Origin of the sequence: Klenkia sp. PcliD-1-E, assembly GCF_024124375.1 — a bacterium.
Classification (GTDB): domain Bacteria; phylum Actinomycetota; class Actinomycetes; order Mycobacteriales; family Geodermatophilaceae; genus Klenkia.
The window spans coordinates 1-12,565 of the sequence record NZ_JAMXRZ010000021.1 but is presented as its reverse complement, the minus strand read 5'-3'; the positions used below and the strand labels follow the sequence as shown (position 1 = coordinate 12,565).

Below are 12,565 nucleotides of genomic sequence, written 5' to 3'. Positions count from 1 at the left end.
CTAGGGTGGCTCCGTGGCCCACCCCCCGTTCGCGGTGACCGTCGACCTGGTCGTGCTGACCGTGCGGGCCGACCAGCTGTGCGTGCTGCTGGTGCGCCGGGGCGAGGAACCCTTCCTCGGGCGGGACGCCCTGCCGGGCGGGTTCGTCCGACCCCACGAGGACCTGGCGACGGCGGCCGCCCGCGAGCTCGCCGAGGAGACCGGCCTGGCCGTGGGCCACCTGGAGCAGCTGGCCTCCTACGGGGACCCGGACCGCGACCCCCGGCAGCGGGTGGTCACCGTCGCCCACCTGGCCCTGGTGCCCGACCAGCCGGCGCCCACCGCGGGGACCGACGCGGCCGAGGCCCGCTGGGTGCCGGTCGACCGGGCCGGCGGCCTGGCTTTCGACCACGACCGGGTGCTGGCCGACGGCGTGGAACGGGCCCGGGCCAAGCTGGAGTACACCGCCCTGGCCTGCGCCTTCTGCCCCCCGGAGTTCACCGTCGCGCAGCTGCGCCGGGTCTACGAGGTGGTCTGGGGTCGTCCGCTGGACCCCCGCAACTTCCACCGCAAGGTCACCGGGACGCCCGGCCTGCTCGAGCCGACGGGGGAGACCACCACCCGGGACGGCGGCCGGCCGGCGCAGCTGTACCGGCGGGGCCCGGCCGAGCAGCTGCACCCGCCCCTGCTCCGCGCCGACACCTGAGGGACCCGTCGGTGATCACGGACCTGTGCGCGCGACGCGCCGCGATCAGGTGTCCTGGAGTCCGTGATCACGGCGGGGTTTCGGCGGGGCCATGACCCGCCAGGCGTCCTCGATCAGCTCGGTGAGCAGCTCGGGCGCCACTTCGTCGAGCCGGACCAGGACCGCGCTGTACCCGTCGAAGTGCGGGATGGTGAAGCAGACCTCGGGCTCGGCCGCCAGTAGTTCGGCCTTGCCGCCCTCGCCGTCCACCCGGATGCCCATGACCTCACCGGCGGGGGCCGCGTCCCCCAGGTCGGCCCGGTCCTTCTTCCCCAGCGGCCGGACCCAGACGAAGGTCTTCCCGGCCACCTTCCAGCACCGGTTGCCCCAGGTGGTGCCCTCCTGCACCGACGGCAGGCCGGTCGCGATCCGCTCGACGTCGTCCCAGGTGGCCACGGCGCACACCCTGGCCCGTCGGGGCTTCAGCCCACAAGGGCCGCCCGGAGCCGGTCGGCGACCTCGGCCATTGTGTCGCGGGCGCGCACCGGGTCCTCGGTGAGGAAGTAGTGGTCGACGCCGGGGGTGTCGTGGTGCCAGACGTCGACGCCGGCCTCCCGCAGCCGCTGCGCGTAGGCGACGCCGTCCGGGCGGAGGGTGTCGCGGCCGGCGGTGAGCACCAGGGCCGGCGGCAGGCCGGTCAGGTCCGGGGCGAGCAGCGGGGAGGCGTAGGGCTCGCGGCGGCGCTCCACGTCGGGGAAGTAGACCCGGCGGACCAGCCCGCGCAGGGTCGGCGAGATCATCCCCGCGCCCACGGGCACCTCCGAGGCCATGTCCAGGGCCGGGATGCCGAGCACCTGCAGAGCGGGGGCGAACGACCCCTGGTCGCGGGCCATCAGCGCCACCGCGGCGGCCATGCCGCCGCCGGAGGAGAACCCGCCGACGGCCGTGCGGTCGAACCGCTGCGCCACCCAGGCGGCGACGTCGTGGGCCTGCTCCTGGGCGACCGGGTAGACGACGTAGGGGCCGGTGCGGAAGTCGACGTTGTGCACCACCGCGCCGGTGGTCGCGGCCAGGTAGCGGCACCACCAGTCGTCCATCTGCGGGTAGCGCATCAGCCACGCGCCGCCGTGGCAGTGCACGTGCGCCGTCGTCCCCTGCCCGTACACGTGGACCGGTGCCGGCCCGTGCCGGGTCGGCACCCGGACGACGGACGGCGGGGGCAGCTCGGTGCCCGCGAACCGCAGCTGCTCGCCGTAGCGGACGGTCCACCGCGCGGTCGCGTGCATCGCCATCGCCTGCACCCGGTCGCTGATCCGCACGGCCGGTGTTCGTGGCGGAGGGCCGGCCGGATGGGGTAGACCCGCGGGATGAGCTACCTGCCCGACCCGGCGACCGTCTCCCGGCACGGCGACCAGGAGGTGGCCGGGCAGACCCGCTTCGTGGCCACCGGCGCGCAGACCCGCGGCGACTTCGGCCTCTTCGAGGTCACCCTCCCGCCGGGCGGTGGTGGGCCGGGCCCGCACGTGCACCGCACGTTCAGCGAGTCCTTCCACGTGCTGGAGGGCCGACTGGCGGTCCTGGACGGCGACCGCTGGACGACGGCCGGGCCGGGCGACCTGGTCTACGTGCCGCGGTCGGGGGTGCACGGCTTCCGGGCCGCGGACGAGGACGCCGGGTGCCGGTTCCTGATCCTGTTCACCCCCGGGGCGCCGCGGGAGGACTACTTCCGCGGCATGGTGGAGCTGCGGGCCGACGGCCGGACCCCGACCACCGAGGAGCTCGACGAGCTGGCCGCCCGGTACGACCAGCTCAACCTGCGGGACTGACGCCGGGCCGGTCGCGGTCCTGCCAGGTGCACACGCAGACCTCGTTGCCCTCGGCGTCGGCGAGCACCCAGAACGAGCGGGCCGCGTCGTCGGACAGCAGCCGGCCACCGGCAGCCAGGGCGGCGGCCACCCGGGCGTCGGCGACGTCGTGCGGCACGGTGATGTCCAGGTGGATGCGGTTGCGCTGCGGGCGCTCGGCGTCCATCTGCTGGAACCAGACGGCCGGCAGCCGGCCGGCCGGGTCGACCAGGGCGTCGTCGTCCCCGGGTTGCGGGACCAGATCGAGGACGGCGGCCCAGAACGGCCGCACGGCCGGGATGTCGAGGGCGTCGACGGCGATCTCCAGCTCCTGCACGCGGGTCTCGCCGACCGGGTCGACAGGACGGTCCACCAGCTCGGTGACCCGGCGGGCCAGCTCGACGTCGGCCGCGGTGACCACGCCGCGGGCCCGGTCCTGCAGGCCCAGCCGGAGCCGGTCGGGCCGCAGGTCGGCGCGCAGGTGGGCGTCGCCGTCGGGCCCGAGCTCGACGGCCACCGCGGTCAGCAGCCCCGCGCCCTCGGCGAGGGAGTCCAGCGGGACGGCGGTGACCAGCTCGCCGAGCAGCAGCCGCCAGCCGAGCCCCGCGACGGCGTCCTGGGCCTGCGTGCGGGTCAGTGCGGAGGAGTCCACGCCGTCATCGTGCCGGGTGCGTCCGTCCGACACCGCTGGGGATCAGGGGCCGGGGGCGCCCGGAGCCCCGGGTCAGTTGGCCATGTCGACGAAGCGTGAGTAGTGGCCCTGGAAGGCGACGGTGACGTTCGCGGTCGGGCCGTTGCGGTGCTTGACCAGCATGATGTCGGCCTCGCCGGCCCGCGGGGACTCCTTCTCGTACATGTCCTCGCGGTGGATCATCATGACCATGTCGGCGTCCTGCTCGATCGAGCCGGACTCGCGCAGGTCGGACAGCATCGGCTTCTTGTCCTGGCGCTGCTCGGAGCCACGGTTGAGCTGGCTCATCGCGATGACCGGGACCTCGAGCTCCTTGGCCAGCAGCTTGAGCGCGCGGGAGAACTCCGAGACCTCCTGCTGACGGGACTCCACCCGCTTGCCCGACGTCATCAGCTGCAGGTAGTCGATGACCACGAGCTTGAGGTCGTTGCGCTGCTTGAGCCGCCGCGCCTTGGCCCGGATCTCCATCATCGTCATGTTGGGCGAGTCGTCGATGTAGAGCGGGGCGTCGGCGACCTCGCCCATGCGGCGGGCCAGCTTCGACCAGTCCTCGTCGGACAGCGTGCCGGCGCGCATGTGGTGCAGCGGCACCTTCGCTTCGGCCGACAGCAGACGCATGGTGATCTCGTGCTTGCTCATCTCCAGGGAGAAGATGCACGCGGCCTGGTGGTGCTTGACGGATGCATTGCGCGCAATGTCAAGTCCAAGGGTCGATTTGCCAACCCCGGGCCTCGCGGCGATGACGACCATCTGGCCGGCCTGCAGGCCGTTGGTCAGCTCGTCGAGGTCACGGATGCCGGTGGGCACGCCCCGGGCGGTGCCGCCGCGGCTGGCGATGGCGTCGAGCTCGTCCATCGTGGGCTGGAGGACGTCCTCGAGGCGCGAGTAGTCCTCGCTCATCCGCTTCTCGGTGACGTCGTAGATCTCCTGCTGGGCGCGGTCGACGATGTCGTCGACGTCGCCCCGCCCGCCGGCCGCGCCGTAGCCCAGCTGCACGACCCGGGTGCCGGCCTCGACCAGCCGCCGCAGCACGGCCTGCTCGGCCACGATCGCGGCGTAGTAGCCGGCGTTGGCCGCGGTCGGGGTGGAGGCGATGAGGGTGTGCAGGTAGACCGCACCACCCATGCGGGAGAGCTGGTCGGTGCGGTTGAGCTCGGCGGCGACGGTGATCGCGTCGGCGGGCTCACCGCGGCCGTAGAGGTCGAGGATGCAGTCGAAGACGACCTGGTGCGCCGGCCGGTAGAAGTCTGCGCCGTGCAGGACCTCCACGACGTCGGCGATCGCGTCCTTGCTCAGCAGCATGCCGCCCAGGACCGACTGCTCGGCAGCGACGTCCTGAGGGGGCTGGCGGTCGTACTCCGGCGCCGAGGCCACCGGCCTGCTGATGTCGTCGACCACTGCCACGCGCGGTGCTCCTCTTCGCTGTCGCCGTCCCCCGGTCACGACCGGCGCCCGCCTCCGGGCGGGCCGTCGTGCTCTTGCTACCGCGGGGGTCCGACAGTTCCGCGCGGGCGGCGTCCGGGCGCCCGCGGCGCGCTCGGGGAGGAACGCTAGGCAGCCCGGGGGACGGCGTCCACGACCGCTGTGCACACCGCTCTGCACAACCTGTGGACGGCTCCGTGGACGGACGCAGCCGTCGTGTGGACGGCGGCGGGACGGCCACCCGTCACCTGACGGGAAGCAGCCGGTCACCTGGCGATCGGCTGCGCCCAGGCTGTGGACGGCAGAAAAACTTGGTGGCGCCGGACGCCCGGGCGCGTCGTGGACGGGCAGGACGCACCACCCTCACCACGGGCCCCACCGCGGTCTGGCACAAGCCGCCAGAGCCCGTCCCCCTGCACCGGAGTCCGTCCTCCTGCACCAGATCTGGCGAGGGAGGACGGAGTTCGATCAACCTCCCTGATCGACGCTGGGCCGGGCGGGCGGGAGGGGCCACGAACGACGGAGGGGGCGCCGGACCAGCGGTCCGACGCCCCCTCCGGGACAGCACGTGCGATCAGGCAGCGACGACCTCGATGGCCAGCGTCGCGCTGACCTCGGGGTGCACCCGCACCGTGACGGTGTGGGCACCGGTCGACTTGATCGAGCTGGGCAGCTCGACCCGGCGGCGGTCCAGCGCGGGGCCACCGGCGGCGGTCACCGCGGCGACGACGTCGGCCGTGGTGATCGAGCCGAACAGGCGGCCACCCTTGCCGGCCTTGGCCGGCACGGTGACGCTCAGCGAGCCCAGCTGGCCGGCGACCTGCTTGGCCTCCTCGAGCGTGGCGACCTCGCGGGCCGCACGCGCCCGGCGGATGCCGGCCACCTGCTTCTCGGCACCGCGGGTGGCGACGATGGCCAGACCGCGGGGCAGGAGGTAGTTGCGGGCGTACCCGCCCTTCACCTCGACGGTGTCCCCGGCGGAGCCGAGGCCGGCGACCTCGTGGGTCAGGATCAGCTTCGATGCGCTCATGGTCAGCGCGCCGTGGAGGTGTAGGGCAGCAGGGCCATCTCGCGGCTGTTCTTCACGGCCACGGCGACGTCGCGCTGGTGCTGGCTGCAGTTGCCGCTGACGCGGCGGGCACGGATCTTGCCGCGGTCGGAGATGAACTTCCGCAGCAGCGTCGTGTCCTTGTAGTCGACGTAGGTCGCCTTGTCCTTGCAGAACTGGCAGACCTTCTTCTTCGGCTTGCGAATCGGGGGCTTGGGCACTGGTTTCTCTTTCTCAGGGGTGGTGCGAGATCAGAAGGGGGGCTCGTCGCTGGACGAGGCCGGGGTCGACCACGGGTCGCTGGCGCTGCTGCCGCCGCCGGAGGAGCCGAAGCCCCCACCGCCGCCGGAGCCGCCACCGAAGCCCCCGCCGCCGTCACCGCGGTTGGCCTTGGTGACCTTCGCAGTGGCGTAGCGCAGGGAGGGGCCGATCTCGTCGACCTCCAGCTCGACGACGGTGCGCTTCTCGCCTTCCTTCGTGTCGAAGGAACGCTGCTTGAGGCGACCGCTGACGATGACCCGGGAGCCACGGGTGAGGGACTCGGCGACGTTCTCCGCCGCCTGCCGCCACACGTTGCAGCGCAGGAAGAGTGCCTCGCCGTCCTTCCACTCCGACGTCTGGCGGTCGAAGGTCCGCGGCGTGGAGGCCACGGTGAAGTTGGCGACGGCGGCACCGGACGGCGTGAAACGCAACTCCGGGTCGGCGGTCAGGTTGCCGATGACGGTGATGACGGTCTCGCCGGCCACGGTCAGTGGACCTCGGGCCGCATCAGCTTCGTGCGCAGGATGGACTCGTTCAGGTTGAGCTGACGGTCCAGCTCGGCGACCGCGGCGGGCTCGGACTGGATGTCGACGACGGCGTAGATGCCCTCGACGTTCTTCTTGATCTCGTACGCCAAGCGGCGCCGGCCCCAGATCTCGGTCTTCGCGGTGCCACCGGCGTTGGTGACGACGGAGAGGAACCGCTCCAGGCTGGGAGCGATCGAACGCTCCTCCAGCTCGGGATCGAGGATGATCATCAATTCGTAGTGACGCACGGAGAACCCCACCTCCTCTGGTCTCAGCGGCTGCAGGGCATCTGCAGCAGGAGGGCTTGCACGCGTCGCGCCCCTGGACGGCCCAGGACAGCAGCCGGACAGGAGCGCTCCGCCGAGGGTATCAGGAGCGGGACGCCGACCGCTGGGCCAGATGGGTGCGCACCAGGGCGGCGGTGACACCGGCGAGGGCGACCACGGCAGCCAGCGCCGGCACCGACAGCGCCGGGTCGGGGCTGCTGGCCCGGGAGTCCGAGGCGACCTCGACGCCGTCGCCACCACCGGGCAGGGACCCGCCCAGCCCGGCGAGCTGGCCGAACACCGGCACCGACGCGCCGTCGTAGCTGCCGGCCACCCCGCCGCCGCCACTGCCGCCACGGCTGGACGCGGCGTCGCCGGTGGCGTAGCGCGAGGGGTCGAAGGCGGCGGCCGCCGAGCTGTCCAGCGGGGCGAGCTGCCCGGAGGTGCTGGGCACCCCGTAGGCGTACCCGGTGCCGTCGACCGGCGCCGGGGCCGGCTGCTCGGTGGTCGGGGCGGCGGTCTGCTCGCCCCCGGAGGTCACCGGGGGGTCCACCGGGGCCGACGGCGCCGCCGGCACCGGCAGCGACGGCACGGCCACGGTGACCGGCGGCAGCGTGGGGAGGTTCGCCGAGGGCAGGTTCGGCAGCGGCACCAGCGTGTTCACCACGAAGGGCGTGCCGACCGGCAGCGCGGGCAGGGTGCGCACGATGCCGTTCACCAGGTCGTTGACCACGGCGGCCGGGGTGCCCGTGGCCGGCACCACGCGGTAGGTGTAGGTGATCGCGCCCACCGTGCTGGACGGGAAGGTGTACTGGGCGGACTGGCCGAGCTGCAGGCCCTTCGTCGACCCGTTGAACGCCACCGAGACGTCGGTGTAGACGGTGCCGCCCAGTGACCCGACCAGCGGCAGCGTGGTGCTGGCCGGGTAGGAGGCCACCGAGTTGACGAAGGTGACCGTGCCGCCGGCGTCGATGCTGACCGTGGGCGGGGTGAGGGTCCTGATCTCCACCGTCGCCGTCGGCGCAGCCGTGGCGGCGGGCGCGGCGAGGACCGAGCCCACCACCGCGACCAGCCAGCCGAGCGTGAGCACGGCGATGCCCCGCCGTGCCGACCGGGCGATCCGTCCGCTGTGCATCGTCCTGCGCCTCTCCGTCGAGACCCGAGCTGTGGTCACCGCTAGCAGTGCCTGCGGGTAACACCTACCACGTGTCCCAACGAGTGTGTGACGCAGGAGATACGCCCGCATCCCGATGTCACCCGCACGGCCTACGTTCGGGTGCATGTCGTCGCACCCGGTAGGAGTACACGTCGGTTCCGGCCTCACCGAGGGCGGCGAGGTCGACGACGGCGGTGTGCTGGCCCGGGCCGCCGAGGTCGACGCCTCGGCCGTGCAGGTCTTCCTCGCCGACCCCCAGGACTGGAAGGCACCGAAGCCGCGGCCGGACGCCGAGGAGCTGCGCGCCGCCGACCTGACGGTGTTCGTGCACGCCCCCTACGTGCTCAACGTGGCCTCGACCAACAACCGCATCCGCATCCCCAGCCGCAAGCTGCTCGGCCAGCACGCGGCGGCCTCGGCCGCGGTCGGTGCGGCGGGCATGGTGGTGCACGGCGGCCACGTCACCGGCAAGGACGACCCGGCCGCGGGCTTCGACAACTGGCGCAAGCTGTTCGAGCGCCAGGCCGCCGACGGCGGGTTCCCCGTCCCGGTGCTCATCGAGAACACCGCGGGCGGGGACAAGGCCATGGCCCGTGAGCTCGACGCGCTGGCCCGGCTCTGGGACACCGTCGGGGAGTTCGGTGCCGGCTTCGTGCTCGACACCTGCCACGCCTGGGCGGCCGGCTGGGACCTGTCCACCGTCGTCGACGACGTCCGGGCGATCACCGGCCGGATCGACCTGGTGCACCTCAACGACAGCCGCGACGAGGCCGGCTCCACCCGCGACCGGCACGCCCCGCTGGGCGAGGGGCAGGTCCCGGAGGAGCTACTGCTCGGCGTGGCGCGGGCCGCCGGCTGCCCCGTCGTCCTGGAGACCCCCGGCGACGCCGCCTCCCACGCCGGCGAGATCGCCCGGGTCCGGGCGGCGCTGGGCTAGCCGGAAGCGGTCGGGGGCGCCGTCGAGCAGCCCGCCGGCGGGGTCGTCGGTGCCGGGCCAGCTGCGCCGCACCCGGTCCAGCCCCGGGTGCCACACGTCCCGGACCACGAGCGCCATCAGCACCACGACGGCGACGTCGCGCACCCCGACGGCGAGGAAGAACCACTGCACGTCGACGCCCTTGTTGTCGGTGCCCAGGTACCAGAGCAGCCGCGGCACCCACAGCACCGCCTCGGTGGCCTGCCACAGCAGCAACGACCGCCAGGACGGGCGGGCCAGCACCGCCAGCGGCAGCAGCCACAGCGAGTACTGCGGGCTCCAGACCTTGTTGACCAGCAGGAACCCTGCCACCAGGAGGAAGGCCAGCTGGGCCACCCGGGGCCGCTGCGGGGCGGTGAGGCCGAGCGCCGCGACGGCGACGCAGACCGCGATGGTGGCCACCGCGACCCAGGTGTTGAGCACCGCCGGGCTCTGGCCGTCGGCGAGCGGGCCGTCGAGGAGGGTGCCGCCGCTGGCCTGGATGGCGATGTTCCACAGCGTGTCGGGGTCGGCGGGGCGGCTGTCGTTGAGGGTGAAGAACAGCTGCCAGTTCTCCGGCGCGAGCAGCGCGATCGGCAGGTCGACCACCAACCAGGCGGCCGCGGCGGCGACCGTCGTGGTGGCCCAGGCCCGCAGCTTCCCGGCGCGCAGGCACAGCACGAGCAGGACGCCGAGCAGCAGCACCGGGTACAGCTTCGCCGCCGTCCCCAGCCCGATCAGCACCCCGGCCAGCACCGGGTGCCGCTTCGCCCAGGCCCACATGCCCAGCGACGCCAGCGCCACCGCGAACAGGTCCCAGTTGGTGAAGGCGTGCACCACCAGCAGCGGGGACAGCCCGACCATCGCCGCGTCCCACGGCCGACGTCCGGCCAGGCCGACGACCGAGCGGGTGACCAGCAGCGCGCAGACGCCCAGCACCAGGCAGGTGACGACGTAGTAGCTCTGCACCGGCACGACGGTGGGCAGCAGGCCGACCGTCCGGGCCAGCGAGTCGTAGCCGCGGGCCAGCACCGAGGCGACCCACATGAACCCGCCGGTGAGCACCGGGTACTCCACGGCGGAGTCCAGGTAGGGCACCTGGCCGGAGTTCAGGCCGCGCAGGCCGAACAGCGGGACGGTGTCGGAGTAGCAGAAGTGGGTGTACTGCTTCGAACCCACCCAGTTGCCGTCCGAGCACGGGTACTGCTTGGCCCAGGCCAGCGCGAGACCGAGCACGCAGAACAGCAGGCAGACCCGCAGCGGGGTCCAGAACAGGGCGCGTCCGGTGACCGCGTGCCGGCCCCACGGGCCACCGACGGCCTCGCTGGCCTGCGCGGCGACCCGGTCGGTCCAGCTCGGCACGACCCGGTCCGGCCAGGGCGGTGCCGCCACCTGCGGCGGTTCGCTGACCCGCACCGTGGACGGCGCGGGCCCACCCGCCGGCTCGTCGGCCGGGGGCGGGCCCGAGTCGTGCGTGCTCACCCGGTCAGTGTGGTCAACGGGTGGTCGGTGTCGGCAGACCGACGCCGGGTTGACCGGGTGACTGGGTCGTCGGCGTGGTCGGTGCCGCCGTGGTCGGCTGCGGCGCCTGGGTGGTCGTCGGCGGGGCCTGGGTGGTCGTCGGCGGGGCCTGCGTCGTGGTCGGCGGGGCCTCGGTGGTGGTCACCGGGGCCTCCGTCGTCCGCGGCGGGGCCTGGGTGGTCGGCTGGACCGGGGAGCCCCGGCCGGAGTCGCCGTCGATGATCGGCTGGCTGGGCAGCTCCTCGACCGGCGTGCCGGCCAGGACGGCGTCCATGTACTGCTGCCAGATCGCCCCCGGCAGACCCGAGCCGAAGATGATCGACCCGGCGGCGTTCACGATCGGGTCACTGGGGCTGTCGTTGCCCATCCACACCGCCGTCGAGATCGACGGGGTGAAGCCGACCATCCAGGCGTCGGAGTTGTCCTCGCCCTGGCCCTGGGTGCCGGTCTTGCTGGCCACCGGGCGGTCGCCGTCCAGGCTGCGCCGGGAGTACTCGGCGACGCCCTCCATCGAGTAGGTGGTGTCGCTGGCGACGTCGGCCGGCATGGCCTGCGTCCCGGTGTCCACCACCGCGTCGGGGGAGACGATGACCCCGCCGGCGGAGTCGGTCACCTGGGACACGATGTGCGTGCCGTGCCGGACCCCGCCGTTGGCGATGGTCGCGAAGCCGACGGCCTGGTCGATCGGGCGCATCTCGTACTCGCCGATGCCGATGGCCGACCCGGTGGTGCCCTCGGCGTTGGCCAGCGTGCGCCCACCGTCGAGGGCACCCCCCGACCAGGTGTCGGGCATCCCGGTGGCGGCCAGCGCCGTGTCGCGGACGTTCTCCGCCCCGACCTCGTAGGCCAGGCCGTAGAACGTCGTGTTCAGCGACCGGGTCATGGCCTGCACCAGGGTGCAGTTGCCGCAGGAGGCGCCGCCGGAGTTGCGGACCGGCGCCTCGCGGTCGGGGAAGGTCTGCGGGGAGCTGCCGTCCCAGCGGGTCTCCACACCGATGCCCTGCTCCAGCGCGGTGGCCATCACGTAGGGCTTCATCGACGAGCCGGGCTGCCGCTGCGCCTGCACGTAGTCGGTGCCGGTGGAGGTCACCGGGCTGTAGTAGGTCAGCACCGCACCGGTCCGCGGGTCCACCGACACCAGGGCCTCCCGGAGATTCTCCGGCTCGCCCTGCATCACGTCGGCCACAGCGGCGGCCGCGGCGTCCTGGTAGCCCTTGTTCACCGTGCTGGTGATCCGCAGGCCGCCGGCGAAGACGTCCTGGTCGTCCAGACCGTAGCGGGACTGCAGCTCGGCGACCACCTGCCGGGCGATGAAGCCCTCGGGGCCGTCCGGGTAGTTCAGGTTCGCCGTGGACGCCGGCAGCACCTCGGGGTAGGTCGAGGCCTGGCGGTCGGCCGAGCTCAGCCAGCCCTGCTCGACCATGCCGTCGAGCACCAGGCCCCACCGGTCCTGCGCGCCCTCGGGGTTGCTGGCCGGGTCGTAGGCGCTGGGGCTGCGGATCAGGACGGCGAGGACGGCGCCCTGCTGGGCGGTCAGGGCACTGGCGTCGACCCCGAAGTAGGTCTGCGCAGCGGCCTGGATGCCGTAGGCCCCGCGGCCGAAGTAGATGGTGTTCAGGTACCCCTGGAGGATCTCGTCCTTGGAGTAGCTGTTGTCCAGCTTCACCGCCAGGAACAGCTCCTGGAACTTGCGGCTGAAGGTCTGGTCGGCGGTGAGCAGCGTGTTCTTCACGTACTGCTGGGTGATCGTCGACCCGCCCTGGGTGGAACCGCCGGTCAGGTTGTTCCAGGCCGCCCGGGCGATGCCGGTGACCGAGATGCCCGGGTCGGAGTAGAAGTTCCGGTTCTCCGCGGCCAGCACCGCCTCGCGGGCGGGCTCGGAGACCTGGTCGAGGGTGACGTTGATCCGGTTCTCGGTGCCGAGCCGGGCCATCTCCGTGGTGCCGTCGGAGTAGTAGATGATCGACAGCTGGTCCTGCTGGACGTCGTCCAGGTTCGGCACCGTGGTGTTGGCGTAGACCACGCCGACGAAGACGCCCAGCAGCAGCAGCCCGCCCAGCACCAGCGAGGCGAGCACCTTGTAGACGCGGCGCCGCTTCTGCTTCGCCGTCCGCTTGCCCTTGCCCTTCCGCTTGCCGCCGGCGGGCCGGGCCGAGACGGTGGCGGGCCCGCCGGTGCGCGCGGCCGTCGTCCGGCCCCGGTCGCCGCCG

The 12,565-nt window shown here is 73.2% G+C and carries 14 protein-coding genes; 3 read left to right on the top strand and 11 right to left on the bottom strand.

Annotated elements, in window-relative coordinates; all coding sequences use genetic code 11:
- Positions 1–13 precede the first annotated feature (13 nt).
- The gene (locus NH342_RS06230) at positions 14–685 is read left to right on the top strand and encodes an NUDIX domain-containing protein (RefSeq protein WP_253012777.1); all 672 of its coding nucleotides are present in this window, start codon (positions 14–16) and stop codon (positions 683–685) included.
- A 45-nt stretch (positions 686–730) separates the two neighbouring features.
- Here the strand turns inward: NH342_RS06230 and NH342_RS06225 are convergent, their stop codons facing one another.
- Together NH342_RS06225 and NH342_RS06220 are read right to left on the bottom strand one after the other, a co-directional pair.
- Positions 731–1,120, bottom strand: coding sequence for an MmcQ/YjbR family DNA-binding protein (locus NH342_RS06225; RefSeq protein WP_253012775.1), 390 nt, complete (start codon positions 1,118–1,120; stop codon positions 731–733).
- 26 nt (positions 1,121–1,146) lie between these two features.
- Entirely contained in the window at positions 1,147–1,983 is an 837-nt protein-coding gene (locus NH342_RS06220; protein WP_253012773.1) for an alpha/beta hydrolase, read from the bottom strand.
- Positions 1,984–2,031: 48 nt separating this feature from the next.
- Here NH342_RS06220 and NH342_RS06215 point away from each other — a divergent pair, with 48 nt between their 5' ends.
- A complete protein-coding gene (locus tag NH342_RS06215) occupies positions 2,032–2,490 on the top strand; it encodes a cupin domain-containing protein (protein WP_253012771.1) in 459 nt (152 codons plus the stop codon).
- On the opposite strand, the gene NH342_RS24115 is transcribed toward NH342_RS06215, so the two are convergent.
- The 7 genes from NH342_RS24115 to NH342_RS06180 all read right to left on the bottom strand — a co-directional run bounded on the left by NH342_RS24115 (position 2,474) and on the right by NH342_RS06180 (position 7,858).
- Positions 2,474–3,160 (bottom strand): VOC family protein, encoded by a 687-nt coding sequence (locus NH342_RS24115; RefSeq protein ID WP_253012769.1) that lies wholly within the window; start codon positions 3,158–3,160, stop codon positions 2,474–2,476. The genes NH342_RS06215 and NH342_RS24115 overlap by 17 nt on opposite strands.
- A gap of 72 nt (positions 3,161–3,232) precedes the next feature.
- A complete protein-coding gene (gene dnaB, locus NH342_RS06205) occupies positions 3,233–4,603 on the bottom strand; it encodes a replicative DNA helicase (protein ID WP_253012767.1) in 1,371 nt (456 codons plus the stop codon).
- A 592-nt stretch (positions 4,604–5,195) separates the two neighbouring features.
- Entirely contained in the window at positions 5,196–5,651 is a 456-nt protein-coding gene (gene rplI, locus NH342_RS06200; protein ID WP_253012765.1) for a 50S ribosomal protein L9, read from the bottom strand.
- Positions 5,652–5,653: 2 nt separating this feature from the next.
- Complete coding sequence (gene rpsR / locus NH342_RS06195) at positions 5,654–5,890, bottom strand: 30S ribosomal protein S18 (RefSeq protein WP_055763176.1); 237 nt, start codon at positions 5,888–5,890, stop codon at positions 5,654–5,656.
- Between the two features lie 30 nt (positions 5,891–5,920).
- Positions 5,921–6,415: a single-stranded DNA-binding protein gene (locus NH342_RS06190; RefSeq protein ID WP_253012763.1), complete on the bottom strand. Its 495-nt coding sequence runs from the start codon at positions 6,413–6,415 to the stop codon at positions 5,921–5,923.
- Positions 6,416–6,417: 2 nt separating this feature from the next.
- Positions 6,418–6,705, bottom strand: a complete 288-nt coding sequence (gene rpsF / locus NH342_RS06185; protein ID WP_091067342.1) for a 30S ribosomal protein S6 — start codon at positions 6,703–6,705, stop codon at positions 6,418–6,420.
- 121 nt (positions 6,706–6,826) lie between these two features.
- Positions 6,827–7,858 (bottom strand): hypothetical protein, encoded by a 1,032-nt coding sequence (locus NH342_RS06180; RefSeq protein WP_253012761.1) that lies wholly within the window; start codon positions 7,856–7,858, stop codon positions 6,827–6,829.
- Between the two features lie 145 nt (positions 7,859–8,003).
- On the opposite strand from NH342_RS06180, the gene NH342_RS06175 reads away from it, so the two are divergent.
- Positions 8,004–8,816, top strand: a complete 813-nt coding sequence (locus tag NH342_RS06175; RefSeq protein WP_253012759.1) for a deoxyribonuclease IV — start codon at positions 8,004–8,006, stop codon at positions 8,814–8,816.
- On the opposite strand, the gene NH342_RS06170 is transcribed toward NH342_RS06175, so the two are convergent.
- Together NH342_RS06170 and NH342_RS06165 are read right to left on the bottom strand one after the other, a co-directional pair.
- Positions 8,706–10,316 (bottom strand): glycosyltransferase family 87 protein, encoded by a 1,611-nt coding sequence (locus NH342_RS06170; RefSeq protein ID WP_253012757.1) that lies wholly within the window; start codon positions 10,314–10,316, stop codon positions 8,706–8,708. The two genes, NH342_RS06175 and NH342_RS06170, sit on opposite strands and share 111 nt — an antisense overlap.
- A 13-nt stretch (positions 10,317–10,329) precedes the next feature.
- A partial coding sequence (locus NH342_RS06165) for a transglycosylase domain-containing protein (RefSeq protein WP_253012755.1) occupies positions 10,330–12,565 on the bottom strand: 2,236 nt, incomplete at its 5' end.

What these genes read in the sequence shown, in the direction of transcription:
- rplI (WP_253012765.1), bottom strand. Translation starts at nt 5,651, where the DNA reads ATGAGCGCATCGAAGCTGATCCTGACCCACGAGGTCGCCGGCCTCGGC.
- NH342_RS06215 (WP_253012771.1), top strand. Translation starts at nt 2,032, where the DNA reads ATGAGCTACCTGCCCGACCCGGCGACCGTCTCCCGGCACGGCGACCAG.
- NH342_RS06180 (WP_253012761.1), bottom strand. Translation starts at nt 7,858, where the DNA reads ATGCACAGCGGACGGATCGCCCGGTCGGCACGGCGGGGCATCGCCGTG.
- NH342_RS06175 (WP_253012759.1), top strand. Translation starts at nt 8,004, where the DNA reads ATGTCGTCGCACCCGGTAGGAGTACACGTCGGTTCCGGCCTCACCGAG.